This window comes from Pseudomonas sp. B21-021, assembly GCF_024749205.1.
In the GTDB taxonomy this organism is placed as follows: Bacteria; Pseudomonadota; Gammaproteobacteria; order Pseudomonadales; family Pseudomonadaceae; genus Aquipseudomonas; species Aquipseudomonas paraglycinae.
The window spans coordinates 2,301,350-2,321,233 of sequence record NZ_CP087192.1 but is presented as its reverse complement, the minus strand read 5'-3'; the positions used below and the strand labels follow the sequence as shown (position 1 = coordinate 2,321,233).

Annotated in this window: 19 protein-coding genes; 6 read left to right on the top strand and 13 right to left on the bottom strand. The window is 61.2% G+C overall.

Annotation, left to right across the window (positions count from 1 at the left end; translation table 11 throughout):
• Nucleotides 1–80 precede the first annotated feature (80 nt).
• Nucleotides 81–803: a pirin family protein gene (locus LOY31_RS10350; RefSeq protein ID WP_085607760.1), complete on the top strand. Its 723-nt coding sequence runs from the start codon at nucleotides 81–83 to the stop codon at nucleotides 801–803.
• 50 nt (nucleotides 804–853) lie between these two features.
• Here the strand turns inward: LOY31_RS10350 and LOY31_RS10345 are convergent, their stop codons facing one another.
• Together LOY31_RS10345 and LOY31_RS10340 are read right to left on the bottom strand one after the other, a co-directional pair.
• Nucleotides 854–1,615: a hypothetical protein gene (locus LOY31_RS10345; RefSeq protein ID WP_258713199.1), complete on the bottom strand. Its 762-nt coding sequence runs from the start codon at nucleotides 1,613–1,615 to the stop codon at nucleotides 854–856.
• A gap of 327 nt (nucleotides 1,616–1,942) precedes the next feature.
• Complete coding sequence (locus tag LOY31_RS10340) at nucleotides 1,943–2,818, bottom strand: LysR family transcriptional regulator (protein ID WP_085607764.1); 876 nt, start codon at nucleotides 2,816–2,818, stop codon at nucleotides 1,943–1,945.
• A gap of 112 nt (nucleotides 2,819–2,930) precedes the next feature.
• On the opposite strand from LOY31_RS10340, the gene LOY31_RS10335 reads away from it, so the two are divergent.
• The 4 genes from LOY31_RS10335 to LOY31_RS10320 all read left to right on the top strand — a co-directional run bounded on the left by LOY31_RS10335 (nucleotide 2,931) and on the right by LOY31_RS10320 (nucleotide 6,844).
• Entirely contained in the window at nucleotides 2,931–4,151 is a 1,221-nt protein-coding gene (locus LOY31_RS10335) for an MFS transporter (RefSeq protein WP_258713198.1), read from the top strand.
• Nucleotides 4,152–4,215: 64 nt separating this feature from the next.
• Entirely contained in the window at nucleotides 4,216–5,214 is a 999-nt protein-coding gene (locus tag LOY31_RS10330; protein ID WP_258713197.1) for an NAD(P)H-quinone oxidoreductase, read from the top strand.
• 112 nt (nucleotides 5,215–5,326) lie between these two features.
• Entirely contained in the window at nucleotides 5,327–6,271 is a 945-nt protein-coding gene (locus tag LOY31_RS10325; RefSeq protein WP_258713196.1) for an alpha/beta hydrolase, read from the top strand.
• A 159-nt stretch (nucleotides 6,272–6,430) separates the two neighbouring features.
• Nucleotides 6,431–6,844, top strand: a complete 414-nt coding sequence (locus tag LOY31_RS10320; RefSeq protein ID WP_258713195.1) for a VOC family protein — start codon at nucleotides 6,431–6,433, stop codon at nucleotides 6,842–6,844.
• A gap of 57 nt (nucleotides 6,845–6,901) precedes the next feature.
• On the opposite strand, the gene LOY31_RS10315 is transcribed toward LOY31_RS10320, so the two are convergent.
• Entirely contained in the window at nucleotides 6,902–7,231 is a 330-nt protein-coding gene (locus LOY31_RS10315) for a hypothetical protein (RefSeq protein ID WP_258713194.1), read from the bottom strand.
• A 225-nt stretch (nucleotides 7,232–7,456) separates the two neighbouring features.
• On the opposite strand from LOY31_RS10315, the gene LOY31_RS10310 reads away from it, so the two are divergent.
• Nucleotides 7,457–7,714 (top strand): hypothetical protein, encoded by a 258-nt coding sequence (locus LOY31_RS10310; protein ID WP_085607776.1) that lies wholly within the window; start codon nucleotides 7,457–7,459, stop codon nucleotides 7,712–7,714.
• A gap of 105 nt (nucleotides 7,715–7,819) precedes the next feature.
• Here LOY31_RS10310 and LOY31_RS10305 read toward each other — a convergent pair whose 3' ends face one another.
• From LOY31_RS10305 to iolE, 10 genes are all read right to left on the bottom strand, one after another.
• Entirely contained in the window at nucleotides 7,820–8,842 is a 1,023-nt protein-coding gene (locus LOY31_RS10305; RefSeq protein ID WP_258713193.1) for an ABC transporter permease, read from the bottom strand.
• A 57-nt stretch (nucleotides 8,843–8,899) separates the two neighbouring features.
• A complete protein-coding gene (locus LOY31_RS10300; RefSeq protein ID WP_258713192.1) occupies nucleotides 8,900–10,465 on the bottom strand; it encodes a sugar ABC transporter ATP-binding protein in 1,566 nt (521 codons plus the stop codon).
• 70 nt (nucleotides 10,466–10,535) lie between these two features.
• Nucleotides 10,536–11,462 (bottom strand): sugar ABC transporter substrate-binding protein, encoded by a 927-nt coding sequence (locus LOY31_RS10295; protein ID WP_258713191.1) that lies wholly within the window; start codon nucleotides 11,460–11,462, stop codon nucleotides 10,536–10,538.
• A 160-nt stretch (nucleotides 11,463–11,622) separates the two neighbouring features.
• Nucleotides 11,623–12,672, bottom strand: a complete 1,050-nt coding sequence (locus tag LOY31_RS10290) for a Gfo/Idh/MocA family protein (protein WP_221534585.1) — start codon at nucleotides 12,670–12,672, stop codon at nucleotides 11,623–11,625.
• A 66-nt stretch (nucleotides 12,673–12,738) separates the two neighbouring features.
• Nucleotides 12,739–13,764 carry a Gfo/Idh/MocA family protein gene (locus LOY31_RS10285; protein WP_085607781.1) on the bottom strand — a complete coding sequence of 342 codons (1,026 nt, stop codon included), beginning with the start codon at nucleotides 13,762–13,764 and terminating at the stop codon, nucleotides 12,739–12,741.
• 35 nt (nucleotides 13,765–13,799) lie between these two features.
• Nucleotides 13,800–15,731, bottom strand: a complete 1,932-nt coding sequence (gene iolD, locus LOY31_RS10280; protein ID WP_221534586.1) for a 3D-(3,5/4)-trihydroxycyclohexane-1,2-dione acylhydrolase (decyclizing) — start codon at nucleotides 15,729–15,731, stop codon at nucleotides 13,800–13,802.
• A 45-nt stretch (nucleotides 15,732–15,776) separates the two neighbouring features.
• Nucleotides 15,777–16,598, bottom strand: a complete 822-nt coding sequence (locus LOY31_RS10275; protein ID WP_221534588.1) for a TIM barrel protein — start codon at nucleotides 16,596–16,598, stop codon at nucleotides 15,777–15,779.
• Nucleotides 16,599–16,623: 25 nt separating this feature from the next.
• The gene (locus tag LOY31_RS10270) at nucleotides 16,624–18,126 is read right to left on the bottom strand and encodes a CoA-acylating methylmalonate-semialdehyde dehydrogenase (protein WP_258713190.1); all 1,503 of its coding nucleotides are present in this window, start codon (nucleotides 18,124–18,126) and stop codon (nucleotides 16,624–16,626) included.
• Nucleotides 18,127–18,156: 30 nt separating this feature from the next.
• Nucleotides 18,157–18,966 (bottom strand): 5-deoxy-glucuronate isomerase, encoded by an 810-nt coding sequence (gene iolB, locus LOY31_RS10265; RefSeq protein WP_085607789.1) that lies wholly within the window; start codon nucleotides 18,964–18,966, stop codon nucleotides 18,157–18,159.
• Nucleotides 18,963–19,856, bottom strand: coding sequence for a myo-inosose-2 dehydratase (iolE, locus tag LOY31_RS10260; protein WP_258713189.1), 894 nt, complete (start codon nucleotides 19,854–19,856; stop codon nucleotides 18,963–18,965). The genes iolB and iolE overlap by 4 nt, the downstream gene beginning before the upstream one ends.
• Between the last annotated feature and the right edge of the window lie 28 nt (nucleotides 19,857–19,884).

Genomic DNA, 19,884 nt, shown 5'->3' with positions numbered 1-19,884 from the left:
CATCTACTTATTGCATCGCAGGGTAACCAGTAACCTTCTCCTCACTCGGACGAATCAACGTCCTGAAAGGAGATTTCATCATGCTGACCCTTCGTAAAGCTTCCGACCGTGGTCTGGCCAATCATGGCTGGTTGAAGTCGTTCCACACCTTTTCCTTCGCCAGCTACCGTGACCCGCGTGAACAGGGTTTTTCCGACCTGCTGGTGATCAACGATGACCGCGTTGCCGCCGGCAAGGGCTTCGGCCAGCACCCGCACCGTGACATGGAGATTTTCTCCTATGTGCTCGAAGGCGCCCTGGAACACAAGGACACCCTCGGCACCGGTTCGGTGATCCGCCCCGGCGATGTGCAACTGATGAGCGCCGGCAGCGGCGTGGCCCACAGCGAGTTCAACCATTCGGCGACCAAGCCTGTGCACTTCCTGCAAATCTGGATCGTGCCGGACGTCAGCGGCGCGAAACCGCGTTACCAGCAAGAGCACTTCAGCGAACAGAAAAAACGCGGTCGCCTGCAACTGATCATTTCGCCCGAAGGCAGCCACGGCTCGCTGAAAGTGCGCCAGGATGCACGGGTGTATGCCGGGCTGTTCGATGGAGAGGAAAGCGCCACCCTCAAGCTGCCTGCCAACCGCTATGCCTACGTGCACGTTGCTCGCGGCAGCGTTGAACTGAACGGCGTGCAGTTGAAGGAAGGCGACGGCGTGCGGGTTCGTGAAGAACAGGCACTGACCCTGAGCAATGGCCATGATGCCGAGGTCCTGGTGTTTGACCTGCGCCCGCAGGAATTGCCGGAAATGCCATAAGCCCGTGGTTTTCATCGCTCGAAAAAACGGCCTTCGTTGAAGGCCGTTTTTCATTCAGCAGGCAAGGTCATCAGCACTGCCGGCGCAGGGTTTCCAGCCTCTTTCACCGATTGAATCATGGCCAGGGTGGTCTGCATCGTGACAAGCACGTTTGACTGGTTCGCGTAGTAGGAGCCGACGAGAATGGCAACCATCCCCAGAAAATGTACGGTGGTCGCGGCCCAGTAGTTCGCCTTGTTCGTCGAGACCATTCTCATTGCTTCGTCTATACGCTCCAGGGATCGATCCATACGAGCCGTCATCAACGCATAACGCTTGTCGCGCTCCTGATGAACCTTTTCCTGTGCCAGACGAATTCTTCGCTCAATCTTCTCTCGCTCCAGCCAGGCTTTTTCATTGGCCTTTTCCCTTCCCAACCGAATCCTTTCTTGCTCCTGGCGAAGGTTCTCCAGATACCGCTCCCGAGTCAGGCGGACTTCTTCCTGAGCCCTCTCTCGCTCCAGCCGAGCCTCTTTCCGAGCCTTCTCCTGTTCCAGTCGAACCTTTTCCTGAGAGCGCTCTCGCTCCAGCCGAGCGGCTTCCTGAGACCGCTCTCGCTCCAGTCGAGCCTCTTCCTGAGAGCGCTCTCGCTCCAGTCGAACCTCTTCCTGAGAGCGCTCTCGCTCCAGCCGAGCCTCTTCCTGAGAGCGCTCTCGCTCCAGCCGAGTTGCTTCCAGCTCCAATCGAGCAGCTTCCTGCGATTGCTCCTGCTCCAACCGCACCTTGTCCCGCTCGGCCTGCTGGGTCAGAAAGCCATCGATCTTGGCGGACATGGATTCGATCCGTGCATCGATTCTTGTCTCGATGACCTCGATCCTGGCGCTGAATTCGTCTCGCGTTATGTAGGTCATAGACTCAGTTCTATCCGTTTGCCCGGCCATGTCGCTTGCTTGAAATTGGCTGACTTCCCTTGCAATCAATTCCGCACCTCTGACGTTTATCAATACTTCCCTGGATTGATCACCTCGGAGCATTTCACCTGTTCACTCCGGGTGTGAGAAACGATAGGGCCCGGCCAAAAAACTCACAAGCCAGCGGATTCTGGCGCTGTTGTAGGCAAGATCGTCAGCTGATGTAGCCGTCCTACACGGCATCAAGGACTACTCATTCTCCAGCGCAAACGCTTCGACAATCTGCTCGATCACCGCCCTGACCCGCGCGGTATGGCGCAGATCCGCGTGGGTCACAAGCCACACTTCATAAGGCAACGGCCGCGTACGCTCCGGCCACAGTCTGAGCAGACCATCGCGCTCGCCCATGTAGACCGGAATTTCTCCTACACCCAGACCGGCGGCAATCGAGCGTCGGACCAGCAGACTGGAGCTCAGACCGGCGACGATCCGCCCGCGAGTCACGGGCTCGGTCACCAGGGTCAGGTCCTTGTTGCCTTGCAGATATGGCTGGTACACCACCAGATCATGGCCCTCAAACGCACTGCCCGGCGCCGGCACACCATGCCTGTCGACATAGTCCTGCGAGGCAAACAGCCCCACGGGCCAACGCGCGATGCGCCGGGCGATCAGGTCCGGGTTGTCCGGGCGGGTATTGCGTACGGCGATGTCAGCTTCGCGTTTGGCCAGGCTGAGGATCTGCGTGGAGGCGTCCAGTTGCACGCGCACGTCCGGATGCCGTTCGTGCAACTGCGCGATGGCCGGGATCAGGAAATCGATGGCCAGCGAATCGGTGGTGCTGACCCGCACACTGCCGGTCAGACGGTCGTCCAGGCCCTGGATTCGCCGCTCCAGCTCCAGCGCCGAATGCTCCATTTTTTCCACCGACTTGAGCGCCGCTTCGCCGACGGCCGTCAGTGCATAGCCCTCGGAGGTGCGCAGGAACAAGGTCGCGCCCAGCGACTTTTCCAGTGCGGTGATGCGTCGCCCGACTGTCGCCTGATCCACGCCCAGCACGCGCGCGGCGCCGCGTAACGTCGACTCGCGACAAACCGCAAGAAACACCCGTGCGTCATCCCAATTCATACCGTTCTCCATTGATGCATAAACGCATCACTACAACGCAAACTTGCTGCATTAACGCATCAACAATAGCCGATATGCTGGACGCCATAAACCTTTCCACAGGATTGCCGTCATGCGCACTTCAACTGCTTCGCCCGAACGTCCGGACACGAGTGTCTGGCTGGCGATCTTCGCCGGACTCTGCGCCAGCCTGGTCAGCATCGGTCTGGCGCGTTTCGCCTACACGCCGCTGATCCCTTCGCTGATTCAGGCGCAGTGGTTTTCCGCCCATGATGTGATCTATCTCGGCGCGGCCAACCTGGTCGGTTACCTGATCGGCGCCCTCCTCGGCCGACCGCTGGCACGCCGGCTTACCCAGAGAAACGCCTTGCGGCTGATGATGCTGGCGGTGACCGTGGCGTTTTTCGCCTGTGCGTACCCGGTGTCGGTGAGCTGGTATTTCGGTTGGCGCCTGCTGTCCGGCATCGCGGGCGGCGCGATCATGGTGCTGGTGGCCGCGACGGTGCTGCCGCATGTACCGGCCGCGCGCAAAGGCCTGGCCAGCGGGGCGATTTTCCTCGGCATCGGTCTTGGCATCGCTGGCTCCGGCACGATCGTCCCGCTGCTGCTGAGTCTGGGCCTGCAAGCGACATGGCTGGGATTGGGCGTTTTGTCGCTGGCGCTGACGGCATTGAGCTGGTTCGGCTGGCCTTCGGAGCTGCCCCATGCAACCACCGCAACGGCTCAGCTGGATCCGGTCGAGCCGACACCGCCTGCTGTTTATCTGCTGTTTGCCCAGTACGCGTTCATGGCCGCCGGGCTGGTGCCGGCCATGGTTTTCCTGGTGGATTACGTCGCCCGTGGCCTGGGCGCCGGGGCGCACGTCGGCGCGCTGGTCTGGATCATGTACGGTCTGGGCGCCATCGTCGGTCCGGTGAGTTATGGCTTTCTCGCCGATCATCTCGGTGCGCGGACCGGCATTCGTCTGGTGCTGGTGGTGCAGGCGATCACTCTTGGCCTGCTGGCCATTTCGCATTCGGTCCTGGCGCTGGCACTGCTGGCAGTGATCCTCGGTTCGTTTCCGCCGGGCATTGTCCCGCTGGCGTTGGCAAGGGTGCATGAGCTGGTGCCGGATCATCATCGCCAACAGGTGGCGTGGAGCCGGGCCACGGTGTCGTTCGCCTCGTTTCAGGCGCTGGCCGGCTTCGCCTATTCGGCGCTGTTCAACGCCACGGGCGGACAGCATGTCCTGCTCTTCGTGATTGCCGGAGGTGCCATCGTGATCGCGCTGATACTTGAGCACGCCATGAAACTGCTGCCCTCCTCCGTCGAACAACGCTGCTGCGCCCAGTGAGGGGAATCATTGCGCCCTGCCTGTGCTCCCATCTACTGATCACTTGTTTCAAGAGGAATCGAAAATGACGTTGCCTACCGAAATGACCCGAATCGAAATCACCGAATCGGGCGGGCCCGAGGTTCTGCAATCCCGACGCGTTCCGCTGCCGGCCGCCGCAGAGGGCGAAATACTGATCCGCGTGCGCGCCGCCGGCATCAATCGCCCCGACGCTCTGCAACGCGCCGGCAAATACCCGATGAAGCCCGGCATGAACCCGATTCCGGGCCTTGAAGTGGCCGGCGAGGTCGTGGCAATTGGCAGCGGTGTCAGCACATTCGCGGTCGGTGACCGGGTCTGCGCACTGACCAATGGCGGAGGTTACGCCGAATACTGCACGGTCCCGGCCGGCCAGGCCCTGCCGATCCCCGATGGGCTGGACTGGATTCAGGCAGCGGCCATTCCCGAAACTTTTTTCACGGTGTGGGCCAACCTGTTCGGTCTCGGCGGCGCCAGCCGAGGTCAGCGCGCCTTGATTCACGGCGGCACCAGCGGCATCGGCACCACCGCGTTGATGCTATGCCGCGAGTTTGGCATCGAAGCCTTCGCCACCGCCGGTAGCGCCGACAAATGCGCAGCGATCCGCAAACTGGGCGGCGAAGCGATCAACTACCGGGAACAGGATTTCGTGGCTGTCATCGCTGAAAAAACCGCCGGCCAAGGCGTCAATGTGATCCTCGACATCATGGGCGGCTCGTACCTCAACGGGAACATCAGCGCCTTGGGGATGGATGGGCGGTTGGTAATGCTCGGGTTCCTCGGTGGCGCGCGGGCCAATGACATCGATCTGCTGGCGATCCTCGGCAAGCGTGCGGTGGTTACCGGTTCCCTGCTTCGCGCCCGTACCGCGGCGGAAAAGGCCGCCATCGCCGATCAATTGCGCGAACACGTCTGGCCGGTGCTCGCCGCCGGACGCTGCCTGCCGATCATCGAAAAGGTCTACCCGCTCGCCGACGCAGCCAAGGCCCATGCGCACATGGAAGCGGGCGACCACATCGGCAAGATTGTGCTGAAGATCGACTGAGTCGCTGCAGTATTTTGTAATCGTTGCAGGCGTGCGGTGGTCGAAAATGTCACGCACGGGTCAAGGCATCTGGTAAAAAGCGTTCTTTGTCCGCGCCGTGGTGAATCGTTTAATGTTCCTTGCCTTCATGACCCGACTTCGACGCCGCCGTCTGGCGTTCGCCTGCATGGTCGCCCTGATCATCGGCGTGCCGGCGAGTTGTGCCGTGCTGGAACACACCGAACGCAAGCTGCTGTTTCGCATCGAACCGGGCACCGCCGGCTGGTATCACGGCTTGCCCGGCAGCGTGCAGGAACTCGACCTGCAACCAAAAAGCTTCAAGGCCGGGCAAAACATTCACGCCTGGTGGTGGCCGGCGGAGCCCGCTGATGCTCCGGCCATTCTTTATTTGCATGGCGTGCGCTGGAACCTCACCGGGCAACTGTTCCGTATCGAGCAACTGCGCGCAGCAGGTTATTCGGTACTGGCCATCGACTATCGCGGCTTCGGCCAGAGTCATGGCGACCTGCCGTCGGAAAGCACGGTGTACGAAGATGCGCGGGTAGCCTGGGAACGCTTCCAGCTGTTGCAACCGGACCCGAACAAACGCCTGATCTACGGGCATTCACTGGGGGGCGCGGTCGCCATCGATCTGGCTGCCGAACTCGGCCGCGATGCTGCCAGCCATCACACCCCACTGCCGGTGCGTGGGCTGGTCATCGAATCCACTTTCACCTCATTGGCGGATGTCGCGGCTGCCGTGGCCAACACTTCCCTTCCCGTCCGTTGGTTGCTGTCGCAGAAATTCGATTCCATCGACAAGATCGCCGAGATCCACATGCCATTGCTGGTGGTGCACGGTCTGGCCGACGCATTCGTGCCGTCACGCTTCAGCGAGCAACTGTTCGCCGCTGCCCGACAACCGAAACGCCTGTTGCTGGTGCCGGGCGCAACGCACAACAACAGCATGGCACTGGGCGGACAGAACTATCGCAAGGCGATCGATGCGCTGATGCAAACCCGACCTGCCGCCCGGGTGGCAGGCGCTGCGGTACAGAAAAACCCGCGCGACTCCTGACGCCCCTCCCCGCAGACCATCGGTCACCCCGAAAGGAAATTCTTGCAGCATCGGCTGGCAATCCGGCGTTCTAACGCTTTGCTGGATGGAGTCAATCCATGACGCTGCTTCGGCACACCCGGCCGCGCCGCGTCTAACTGCCTATTCGGGAGCACCCTCATGAAAATCAACCCGTACCTGATCTTCAACGGCGACTGCCGCGCGGCCTTCACGTTTTACGAGCAATGCCTGCACGGCAAACTCGAAGCGATGATGACCTTCGGCGAAACCCCAGCCGCCGAACATGTCCCCAAAGAGCATCACAACCTGATCATCCACACCTGCCTGAAAGTCGGCGATCAGATGCTCATGGCGTCGGACACCACGCCCGACCGCCCGACCCAAGGCATGAGCGGTTGCTCGATTTCCCTGAATGTCGACAGCATCGCCGAGGCCGAACGGGTGTTTAACGCCCTGGCCAAGGACGGTCGTGTCGACATGCCGCTGGAAGCCACCTTCTGGGCCGCGCGCTTCGGCATGCTGGTGGATCGTTTTGGCGTGTCGTGGATGGTCAATTGCGAAAGTGACAAGTGACGCTCTCATTGCACCGGACATGAAAAAGCCCGACCTCTTCAGGTCAGGCTTTTTCATTCAATGCTGGGCCAGCTCGTGCCGAACGCACTGTTCGTAGTAGGTCTGCTTGACGGCCGCCGGCTTCAGCCGCGACGCGCTGTCGTAGGTCTGCTCAGTGATGCCCATGGCGGTCATGCGCATCCACGGTTGCTGGAACTTGCGCGCCTGCAAGCGCTTTCGCGCACCATAAAGAGAAATGCCCGAAAGCTTCGATTGTTGCGCACCGGCGGCAATATCCGAACCCCAGGTACACGCAAAACGATGGCTCTTGCTCAGTTCCCTGGCCTGGGCCTCCAACGCGAACAGAGCGAGGGAAAGCGTTGCTACGGTGATGACAATCGTCCGCATATAGCCCACCTAACCTTTTGAAAAAAGGCGAGTTTGCCGGGACTTGAAACATTCGGGGGCCAGCAATTTGCCGCCTGTTGCAGCCATGCTCGACCGGAGGCTCTCCACACAGATGCGCGGCTACACAGCCACCCGTCTCCCACCTCTCCCGCCCGTCAGCCGCTCGGCACTTTGTTTCGCCTCTGATTTTCCAAGGTAAATCCACCCGACGCGGAAGCCCCGACGATGAACAGAACCATTGCAGCCCTCATGCTTGGAAGTCTTTTGTCTGCCACCGCACCGCTTGCAATGGCGGGAAGCAGCGTCCCGCCAACCGGCATTCCTGGAGTCAATCAGGGAGGCACCGAATCCAAGGAAGACAAGGCCGACAAAAAGGGTGAGGAAGCCTCGGGGTCGAACTCCGGTGCAGAGACCCATGAGACAGAGAAGGATGCGCAAACATCCAGCGAATCAAAGAATGGGATGGAAGAAAAGAAACCCTGAACGACTTTGCCGCCTCTGCAGTTTTCGCAGACACAAAAAAGCCGATCTTCCGATCGGCTTGACTGTTTTACGCGCATCCCTTTTCCAAGGCCGGGATGATGGACTTCAGCGTTTGAGCTTGCGCTTGTTGCGGTATTGGTCGATCACCACCGCGACCACGATGATCAGTCCCTTGATGATGTCCTGGATGTAAGCATCGACCCCGACAAACGTGAACCCGCTGGCCATCACCCCCAGGATCAGTGCGCCGATTACCGTGCCGGTGATGCGCCCCACCCCGCCCGCCAGACTGGTACCACCGATAACTGCGGCGGCAATCGCATCCAGCTCATAGGACATGCCCATCCCGGCCTGTCCGGTGGCGGCGCGAGCCGAAGCCACCACGCCGGCCAGCCCCGCCAGCAACCCGGCGATGCTGTAGACGATGACCAGATGGCGTTTGACGTTGATGCCTGAGGTGCGCGCCGCCTGCATGTTGCCGCCGATGGCGTAGGTGTATTTGCCGTACTTGGTGTAGCGCAGCGCAATGTGGAAGATCACCGCCACCACCAGAAAGATGATCACCGGCATCGCGCCGTGGCCGATCGCCGTGTAGGAATCCGAGAGCATGCTCACCGGCTGGCCTTCGGTGTAGTAACGCGCCAGGCCACGGGCCGAAACCATCATGCCCAGCGTGGCAATGAACGGCGGAATCCCGGTGATGGCGATGATACTGCCGTTGATCGCCCCCGCCAGCAGCCCGACGCCGAGCCCGGCAATCACCGGAATCCAGACCGGCAAATCGGTCAGTGACGGGAACACCGCCCGGGCGAAATCCGAGGTCTGCGCCAGACTGGCCGCGATCATCGCCGACAACGCGAGTACCGAGCCCGACGACAGGTCGATACCGGTGGTGATGATCACCTGGGTCACGCCAATCGCCAGCAGGCCGATGATCGACACTTGCAGGATCATCAACACCAGCCGCTGGGAGTTCATCAGAAAGCTCTGATCGCGCACGACCCAGCCGAACAGTTCGAATACCAGGCCAATGCCGATCAGCACCAGGAAAATACTCAGCTCCGTCGGAAAGCGCCGGCGACTCTTGACCGGTGCCGTGGCCGGTTTGTTTTCCAGTATCGCGTTCATAACCACTCACCTTTCTATCGCATCATCGACGGCGGCCTCGGCCACCAGCGGTATCCATTAATGAACCGAGGACAGGCCCGAAGCCAGTTGCATCACCCGCTCCTGAGTCGCCTCGCTGCGGTCGAGGGTGCCCATCAGGTCGCCCTCGTGCATGACCATCACACGGTCGCTCATGCCGAGCACTTCCGGCAGCTCCGAAGAAATCATGATCACCGCCATGCCCTCGCTGGCGAGGTAGGCGATGAGCCGGTAAATCTCGGCCTTGGCGCCGACATCAATGCCGCGGGTCGGCTCGTCGAGAATCAGGATGCGCGGGTTGGTCATCAGCCAGCGGGCCAGCAAGGCCTTCTGCTGATTGCCACCCGACAGGGTGTCGATGCACTGCTCCAGCGACGGGGTTTTAACCCGCAGCTTCTTGCACATGTCCTCGCACAAGGCGCGCAAGGCCTTTTGCTGGATGAACCCGTGGCCGGCGTAATACGGCAGGACGGCCATTTCCATGTTCTCCAGCACCGAGAGACACGGGAACAGACCACTGAGCTTGCGATCCTCGGTCAACAGCGCGAAGCCCTTCTCGATCGCCATGTGCGGATCACTGATGCGCACCACCTCGCCATCGAGGCGGATCTCGCCACCGTCGCTGGGCGTGATGCCGAAGATCGCCTCAGCCACATTGGTCCGGCCCGAGCCCATCAACCCGGCGATGCCCAGGATTTCCCCGGCGTGCAGGTCGAAGGACACACCCTTGAAAATGCCATCGAGCTTGAGGTCGCGCACCGACAGCAACAGATCGCCGATCGGCTTTTCCCGCACCGGAAACAACTGGCTCAACTCGCGACCGACCATCATCGAAATCAGGCTGTCGCTGTCCATGGAATCGGCCCGCTGCAGGCCGATGTAGGCCCCGTCGCGAAACACCGCCACTTCATCGGCGATCGCGAACACTTCGTTCATTTTGTGGGTGATGTAGATGATGCCTTTGCCCTGGTTTTTCAGGTCGGCAATGATCGAGAACAGATGGGCGACTTCCTTGTCGGTGATGGCCGACGTCGGTTCGTCCATGATCAGGATGTCGGAGTCGTAAGACACGGCTTTGGCGATCTCGACCATCTGCCGCTCGGCGATACTCAGGTTGCCGACCAGTTCTTCGGGGTCAAGGTTGATCCGCAGGCGCTCCAGCAGTTTCGCCGTGCAGCGGTGCATTTCCCGGTGGTCGATCATGTGAAAGCCGTTGAGCTGCTCGCGGCCGATCCAGATGTTTTCGGCGATGCTCATGTGCGGCATCAGGTTGAGTTCCTGGTGGATCATCGCGATCCCGGCCTGAAGCGCTGCCAGTGGCGTTTCGAACACCACCGGCTTGCCCCGCAGGCGCAGCTCGCCGGCGTCTGGCTGGTAAATGCCAGCGATGATTTTCATCAGGGTAGATTTGCCCGCGCCATTCTCGCCCATGAGCGCCAGCACGGAACCGGGGCGTACCCGCAGTTGCACATCGGACAACGCCACCACACCGGGGAAACCCTTGCTGACGTTGAGGATCTCCAGCAGGTACGGCTCTTCGACAGGTAGTGCAGTGGGCGGGCTCCCCGTCAAAGGGGTGCTCGAAGCAGTCGCTGAAGCGAACATGATCAGGTACTCCATCAGCAAGGTCGCGGTCGCCACCTTGCGGGCTTATTGTTGTTATTGAACGGACGGACTATTTGAACTGGTCGACGTTTTGCGGCGTGATCAGGCGGAACGGCACCCAGACCGCCGGCTCGACCGGCTCGTTCTTCGCCATTCTCACCGCCGTATCGATGGAACCGTCGGCCTGACCCTTGGCGTCCTGGAACACGGAAGCGGCCAGCGAGCCCTTCTTCACAGCGTTCAAGCCGTCCGGCGTACCATCGACACCCGCGATCAACACGCTGCCTTTGGCGACGCCGGCCTGTTGCAGGGCCATCGCGGCACCGATGGCCATTTCGTCGTTGTTGGAGACGACCGCGTCGAACTTGCGGCCCTGGGTCAGCCAGTCATTGACCAGCGTCATGCCCTTGTCCCGCAGCCAGACGCCGCTCTGCTCCTGCTCGACCTTGATGTCCGGGTATTTGGCCAGCACCTCTTTGACGCCCTTGGTGCGGTTGGTGGTGGAGTTGTTCGCCAGATCGCCCAGCAGAATCACGATATCGCCCTTGCCGCCCATTTTGTCGGCGAGGTACTGCATCTGCATCTCGCCGGCTTCCAGGTCGTTGGAAGCAACGGTTACCACGCCTTTGGGCAGGTTCAGGTTATCGGGGCGGCGGTTGACGTAGACCAGCGGAATGCCGGCCTTCACTGCGGCTTCGGTGATCTTTTTGGTGGCGGCGGTATCCACCGGATTGACCACGATGGCGTCGACCTTCTGGCTGATGAAGCTTTCGACCTGGCTCAGTTGCTTGACCACGTCGCTGCGGGCGTCTTCGAACTGCAGCTTGACGCCGTCGGGATAGGACTTGGCTTTCTTGTCCATGGATTCACGCAGGTAGGTCAGCCAGGTGTCATCGAACTGGGACATGCTGACGCCGATCTTCATATCAGCCAGCACAGCGCCGCTGGCGAACATCAGGGACAAGGCCAGTGAGGCAAAGCGGGTCTTGGTCTTCATGAAAAGTCTTTCTCCACATTCTTGTTGGTTTTATGGATGAGGCATGACGATTTCAGTAAGCGGACAAGCAGTCGAAGCGTTGAAACGTATCCCGAGACAGTGAATCTGGAATCGACTTTATTGGAAAATATTTTCCATATCAACCTGTTTTAGAATTTTATTATGATTTTATTCCATGGCTTGCAAACTCGCTCAGTTCCACCACCTGATGACGCTTGAAACTCAGGCGCGCAGCGTCTAGCACGCGGGTTGTCGCCAGTGCATCACGGGCGTCAACGGGCAGTGGGCCACCGTTTTGCAACGCGATTTGTAGCTGCAAATAGAACTGACTCCAGCAGCCGCGCTCAGACGGAACCCGTTCGCGTTCCTCTCCGTGCTCGAACCAGCCCCAACGGCGGTGCTCCTCGACGCCCCAGCGCTCGCCTTCGGTTTTCGGCGAAAGCCCGGCCAGTGCCTGGGCCTCTTGCCCGTCCAGCCCCTCGACGCTGTAACAACCCAGCGTACCGCTCACCCGAAAGCGCGGGCCGGGGCTGTTCTGCAGGCAACTGCCGCCCAGGTGCGAGGTCACGCCGCTGGCGTGGGTCAGGGACATGAAGAAGCCGTGATCGAAGGTCTGGTCTTTTTCCAGGTAGTCCAGTTCGGCGTAGACCCGTGTCACCGGGCCGAACAGCAACAGCGCCTGATCGACCAGATGACTGCCAAGATCGCGCAGGAAACCACCGCCGCTGCCGTTGTGAACCGACGACGGCGAGTAACGCTCGATCCGCGACTCGAACCGGCTGACCTGGCCCAGCGCGCCGGATTCGATGAGTTTGCGCACGGTTAGAAAGTCCGAATCCCAGCGCCGGTTTTGATAGACGCTGAGCGGTACATTCTGGCGCTCGGCCATGGTGATCAGGGTTTGCGCCTGCTGCCAGTCGGCGGCGAACGGCTTGTCGCTGACCACCGCCACGCCGTGTTCGATGCCGTCGAGCACCAGTGCCGGCCGTCCTTTGAGGGGCGTCGATACCACCAGCACATCGATCCCGGCTTCCACCAACTGGCCGATGCTGTCGAAGGCCGGCACACCCGGATGCTCCGCCGCCAGCAACTGTCGGCGCTCCGCTGAACGGGTGACCACGCCGACGAACGTCGCCGCCGGCAGGCTGCTGATCAGCGGAGCATGAAAAAACCGGCCGCCATGGCCGTAACCGACAAGTCCGATGCGCATGTCTGAACTCCTTCTTATTGTTATGTCACCGCGTCTCGGGAAAACGCGGTGGTTGTGGGAGCAGCGTTAACCGTAGAACCTCGGGCGATCAGGCAGTGCAACGTTGACGATCGCTCCGCTGTTCTGCGCTTCGATGCACGCATCGGCCGCAACAGCAGCGGCGAAGCCATCCCACGCCGAAGGCCCACCGACCTGCCCTGCCCGCACGCCATCGATGAACGCCTGCAACTCGACGTCATAGGCCGCGATAAAGCGATCCTTCCAGTCCATCAAAATCGCGTTGGACAGCTTGGCCCCACTGCGCAATTGAACCTGGGACGGCTCCGGCAGTTTGGCGATGCCGGTCTCCCCCACCACTTCGCACTGGATGTCGTAGCCGTACTGGCAATTGACGAAAACCTCCACGTCGATGCGCGTGCCCTTGGCGGTTTCCAACAGCACGATCTGCGGATCCTTCAGGTGCGCGAGGGCTTTGCTGCTCTTGCGCGGGAACACCACCTGCACCGAGACGTAATCGTCGTCGAGCAACCAGCGCAGCACGTCCAGCTCATGGATCAGCGTGTCGGTGATCGCCATGTCGGTCTTGTAGTTTTCACCCACGCTCGGGTTGCGGTGCGCGCAATGCAGCATCAATGGTTCGCCGATCTGGCCGCTGTCGATCACCGACTTCAACGCGCGATAACCTTCATCGTACGGACGCATGAAACCGACCTGCACCAGCCGTTTGCCGTGGGCCACTTCGGCCTCGACAATTTTGCGGCAGCCTTCGGCGGTGACGGCCAGCGGCTTCTCGCAGAACACCGGTTTGCCCGCCGCAATCGCGGCCAGCACGAACTCTTCGTGGCTCGGGCCCCAGGAAGTGACGAGGATCGCGTCGACGTCCGGCGCCTGGATCAGCGCGTGGCCGTCGGGATAGACCTCGGCGGTCAGTTTCAGGTCAGCGACGACCTTGGCCGCCTGCTGCAGATTGATGTCGGTGACCGCCACGACCTGACTGTTGAGCAAGGTCTGGCTGCAACGACGGATGTGGTCCTGGCCGATGGCCCCGGTGCCGATGACGCCTAGCCGCAACGCTTGGGAAAGCAATGACATGAAAGGATTCCTTGTGGTTGTTCGATTCAGGGCAATCAGTAATGACGGGCCTTGGCCAGTCGTTCGTTCAGGGTTTTGGCCACCGCGTCGGTGCGGGCGCTGGTGGAGACTTGCGCCACGCCGACCCGCCACCACGACAGGTAACCGTGAATCATGGTCTTGGGCAGAACCTTGATGTCGATCAGGGTCGAGACCGTCTGCAAGCGCGCATCCGCCAGCGCCGCCTGCAGCCCTTCAACGGTGTTCACCTTGTAGGTCTTGCAGCCGTAGGCCGCCGCGCTCATGGCGAAATCCACCGGCACGAAAGCACCGTCGAGCTTGCCGGTTTGCGGGTTGCGGAAACGAAACTCGGTGGCAAAGCTGTCCATGCCGTTGCCCATCTGCAGGTTGTTGATGCAACCGAAGGTCATGTTGTCGAACAGCACCACGTTGATCTTGCGCCGCTCCTGGATCGAAGTGGCGAGTTCCGAGTGCAGCATCATGTAGGAGCCGTCGCCCACCAGCGCATAGACCTCGCGCTCGGGCTCGGCGAGCTTCACGCCCAGCGCGGCGTTCACCTCATAGCCCATGCACGAATAGCCGTACTCGACGTGATAGGTGTTCACCCCCTTGCTGCGCCAGCTGCGCTGCAAATCGCCGGGCAGGCTGCCGGCAGCGGCGACGATCACCGCATCATCGGCGAGGGTTTCATTGAGCACGCCGAGCACGCGACTTTGGGTCAGGCAGGAACCGGTCAGCTCGATGAATTCGCGCAACACCGCCGGATCGAGGTGGTCGTTGATTTCCGGGATGAAATCCCGTGCCTGGTAGTCGACCTGATACAGGCGATCCACTTCCTCATCCAGTTGCGCCTTGGCCTGACGAGGTTGATCGCCCCAGCCGGAACGGTAGTCGCCCAGCGCTTCGGCCAGCGCCGACAAACCTGTCCGGGCATCCGCCAGCAGTTGCACGCCGTCGAGTTTCAGGGCATCGCACGGGCTGATGTTGAGGTTGAGAAATTGCACGTCAGGGTGCTGGAACAAGGATTTCGACGCGGTGGTGAAATCGCTGTAACGAGTGCCGACACCGATGATCAGATCTGCGTCCTTGGCCAGCAGGTTCGCCGCCAGGCAACCGGTTTCGCCAATGCCGCCGACGTTCAGCGGATGGCTGGACACCAGCGCGCTTTTGCCGGCCTGGGTTTCGGCGAAGGGAATATCGAAGCGCTCGGCAAACGCCTGCAACGCCGCATTGGCGCCCGAGTATTTGACGCCGCCACCACAGATGATCAGCGGTTTGCGCTTGCCTTTGAACAGTGCCACGGCATCGCCGAGCATCGCTTCAGTGGCCGGACGACGCTCGATGCGATGCACGCGTTTTTGCAGGAAGTAATCGGGATAATCGTAGGCCTCGGCCTGCACGTCCTGCGGCAAGGCCAGGGTCACGGCGCCGGTTTCGGCGGGGTCGGTGAGCACGCGCATGGCGTGGATCGCTGCGGTCATCAATTGTTCGGGACGGTTGATGCGATCCCAGTATTTGCTCACGGCCTTGAACGCATCGTTGGTGCTGATGCTCAGGTCGTGGAACTGCTCGATCTGTTGCAACACCGGGTCCGGTTGACGGCAGGCATAGACATCACCCGGCAACAGCAGCAAGGGAATCCGGTTGGCGGTCGCGGTGGCGGCAGCGGTCAGCATGTTCGCCGCGCCCGGCCCCACGGACGAGGTGCAGGCGTAGATCTTGCGCCGCAGATGCTGCTTGGCGAAACCGATTGCCGCATGGGCCATGCCTTGTTCGTTGCGGCCCTGATGGACGATCAGGTCACCGCTGTCCTGCTCCAGTGCCTGCCCCAGGCCCAGCACGTTGCCGTGGCCGAAAATGGTAAAGATTCCGGCGACGAACTTGCTCTGAACGCCATCGACCTCGATGTACTGGTTATCGAGGAATTTCACCAGGGCCTGGGCCATGGTCAGTCTTGTTGTGGTCATAACCGCACCTTTCAAATTCAGATCCGATCCCTGCGAGGGGCACTGTCAACTCAGGGATTTGCTCAGGTGGTCCATACTCGCGCCGATCGCCGTCTGAATATCCGCCAGGCCATGGACGCTATCGGCAAACGGTTCAAACGACAGATAGCCGCTGTAGCCGCCAGCGAGCAGGCTGTTGATTTGCGCCGCGTTGCCGAGAATGTCGTCCGCGCCCACCAGCACCCGGTGGCCATCGCCAAGGGCTGCCAGCGGCGCCTCGGTCTCCTCGACACCGGAGATGTGCACCAGCCCGGTCAGCTCAGGGAAAAACTCCTGCTCACCGGCCAAATGGTGATGAAAGGTGTCGTGCACCAGACGGAACACATCCAGCCCGCCGACTGACTTGATCGCCTCCACCGCCGTGCGTTTGCGGCGCAGCGAGCAGGCTTTGAAACCCAGCGGCTCGATGAAACCCAGCAGGCCGTGATCGCGCAGGATCGGCGCCAGCTCGCTCAACGCGGTGCGCAGGCCCGCCGCACGTTCGGCGACGCTGCGCGGATCGGCGCGATCGTTCAACGGGCACATCACCAGCCCCCGCGCACCACAATCGCGGGCATAGGCCGCCAGCTTCAAGGCCTGCGCGCGGCGCTCGTCATTCCATACGTCAAACGGATACAACGCGTTGATCGACAGCACGCTGATGCCGTGGCCCGTGCACAACTCACGCACGTATTCGGGCGCGGTGCCGTCCTCGATCTCGATGCCTTTGAGGTCGTTGCGGATCTCGATGGCATCGGCCTTGAGAGTCACCGCCAACTCGATGAACGCCGGCAGGGACAAACGTGGAGCGACCATTCGGTTCAGGGCAAAACGCAGTGGAGTACTCATTCTTGTTGTTCTCCGCGCAAATAATTTATTTGGCCGTCGGCATGCTGAATTCCGGGCCCTTGGCAATGCTGTCGGGCCAGCGCTGCATCACGCTTTTGTAGCGACTGTAGAAACGAATGCCTTCTTCCCCGTAGGCGTGGTGATCGCCGAACAGCGAGCGCTTCCAGCCTCCGAACGAATGCCAGGCCATGGGCACCGGAATCGGCACGTTGATGCCGACCATCCCGACTTTGATGCTGCGGGCGAAGGCGCGGGCGATCCCGCCATCGCTGGTGAAGCACGACACGCCGTTGCCGAATTCATGAGCGTTGATCAACGCCACGGCACTGGCGAAATCCGGCACGCGCACGATGCCCAGCACCGGGCCGAAGATTTCCTGCTGATAGATGCTCATGTCGGTGGTGACGTGATCGAACAGCGTCGCGCCGACGAAAAAGCCCGCCTCGGCCCCCGGCACCTTGAAGTGGCGGCCGTCGACAATCAGCTGCGCGCCCTGTGCCACGCCCTGATCGATAAAGCCTTCCACCCTGGCCTTGTGTTCGGCGGTGACCAGCGGCCCCATGTCGCTGTCGCCTTGCAGACCGTTGCCGACTTTCAACTGATCGATGCGCGGCAACAGTTTGGCGATCAACTGATCGCCGACTTCACCGACCGCGACCGCAATCGAAATCGCCATGCAGCGCTCACCGGCCGAACCGTAAGCCGCGCCGATCAAGGCATCCGCCGCCTGATCCAGGTCTGCGTCGGGCATGACGATCATGTGATTCTTCGCGCCGCCCAGCGCCTGCACCCGCTTGCCGCGCGCGGTGGCCTGCTGGTGGATGTACTCGGCAATCGGCGTCGAACCGACAAACGAAATAGCCTCGATGTCCGGGTGCTGCAGCAAGGCGTCGACCGCCGTCTTGTCGCCCTGAACCACGTTGAACACGCCGTCCGGCAAACCGGCTTCGGTCAACAGCCGAGCCATCAGCAAACTGGCGGACGGATCGCGCTCGGACGGTTTGAGGATGAAGCAGTTGCCGGTAACCAGCGCCAGCGGAATCATCCACAGCGGCACCATCACCGGGAAGTTGAAGGGCGTGACCCCGGCGCAGACGCCGAGTGGCTGACGCAGGTTCCAGTTGTCGATGCCGCCGCCGATGTTGTCGCTGAACTCGGTCTTCAACAGACTCGGCGCACCGCAGGCGTACTCGACGATTTCAATGCCTCGGGTGACTTCGCCCCTGGCGTCGGAAAACACCTTGCCGTGTTCGCGGCTGATGATTTCGGCCAGTTCGTCGTGATGACGATCGAGCAATTCCTTGAACTTGAACATCACCCGCGAACGGCGCAGGGACGATTGCTCGGACCAGGCCGGGAATGCCTTCAGCGCCGATGCGACGGCAGCGTCCACGGTCTTCTGACTGGCCAGCCCGACCCGCGCCTGAACGCCGCCGGTGGCCGGATTGAAGACATCACTGAATCGTTCACTACCGCTGTCCTGCACCTGACCATCGATGTAGTGGCCTATGACCGGGGCGTCGCTCATTGTTCTTGTTCTCCGTGCGAAAGTTGGAATTCAGAGATCCAGCAGCCAGCTGTGCTGCGGGTCGTTATGGAACTGCCAGACGCGTTTCGGCCCGGCCATCACGTTCAGGTAGTAGGACTCGTAGCCATACGGCACGCTGACCGGGTGATAGCCCTTGGGCACGACGACGAGGTCGCTGTTTTCCACGGCCATGGCCTGATCGATGCTGCGGTCGTCGGTGTAGACCCGTTGGAACACGAAGCCCTGGGGCGGGTTGATCTGGTGGTAGTAGGTTTCTTCGAGAAAGCTCTGGTGCGGCAGGTCGTCGGTGTCGTGTTTGTGCGGCGGATAGCTCGACGAGTGCCCCGACGGCGTACGGACTTCCACCACCAGCAGCGAATGGGCCGGCTCGCTGTCCGGCAGGATGTCGCAGACATAGCGAGTATTGGCACCCTTGCCGCGCACGCTGCGCTTCATGGTTTCAGGCCTGATCAGGCGCGGGCCAAGGTCCGTGGTGGTCGAACCGGGAGCGGCGCAGACCGCCACTTGCGCATCACTCAATGCCACCACCTGCGCCTGACTGCCGGGTGGCAGGTACGCGGCGAACGGGGATTTGTCTTCGAACACCGACTGGCGATCACCGAGGTTGTCCCAGTTGAATGCCCCCTGCCCCGGCGCTTCGCCGTGGATGCCGACCCGACCGCTGAGCAGCACCAGGCACAACTCTTTGTCACCCGCTGCGACTGGCAAGGTTTCACCCAGGCTCAATCGGTAGGCGGCGAAACCCACGTATTGCAGTTCACCTTCAGCCAGCTCGACCATGGTCCGGCCACGGGCATTGCTTTTGACCAGCAGGCTCATCGCGCAGTCCTCTCGTCGAGCAACGCACGCAAGGTGTCGAAGCCTTTTTTCGCGTAGACATAACTCGGCGCCACTGCTGGATCCTGCTCGGCCTCGACCACCAGCCAGCCGTGGTAGTCGGCCGCCAGCAGCACGTCCAGCAACTCGGCGAAGTCGATGTCACCATCCCCTGGCACGGTGAAGGTGCCGTTGATGATGCAGTCGGGGAAGCTCCACAGGTTGTTGCGCGCCAGTTGCACCACCGGTTTGCGCACGTCCTTGAAATGCACGTGGCAGATGCGCAACAGGTGTTTGCGCAGCACCTGCAAGGGCTCGCCGCCGCCCATGTAGCAATGGCCCGAATCGAACAGCAGCCCGACTTCATTACCGGTCAACGCCATCAGGGTGTCGATGTCCGAAGGCGATTCGACGTAGGCGCCCATGTGGTGGTGATACGCCAGACGCACGCCCTGGGACAGGGTGAAGCGCGCCAGTTCGGTCAGCTTGTCGGCGTATTGCTGCCACGCCTGTTCGGTGTGAAAACGCGGGCGCTCGACCAGCGGAATCCGTTGGCCCTGAATGGAATCGGCGACTTCACCGTAAACCAGCACGTTCGCGCCGTTCTTTGCCAGCAGCTCGACATGGCTGGCAATCGCGTCGATTTCCTCGGCCACCGAACGCCGCGCCAGGCGACTGGAATACCAGCCGGACACCAGCGCCAGGTCATACGGACGCAGCACGTCGCCAACGCCTTTGGCGTCCTTGGGAAACTTGCCGTTGAGTTCGAAGCCTTCATAACCGATGGCCTTGCCTTCGCTGAGGGCGGTGCTCAGCGGTGTTTCACCGCCGAGGGACGGCAGGTCGTCGTTGCTCCAGGAAATCGGGTTGATGCCAATTCGGATAGCGGGCATGGCTGCACCTTTTATTGTTATTTCTAGA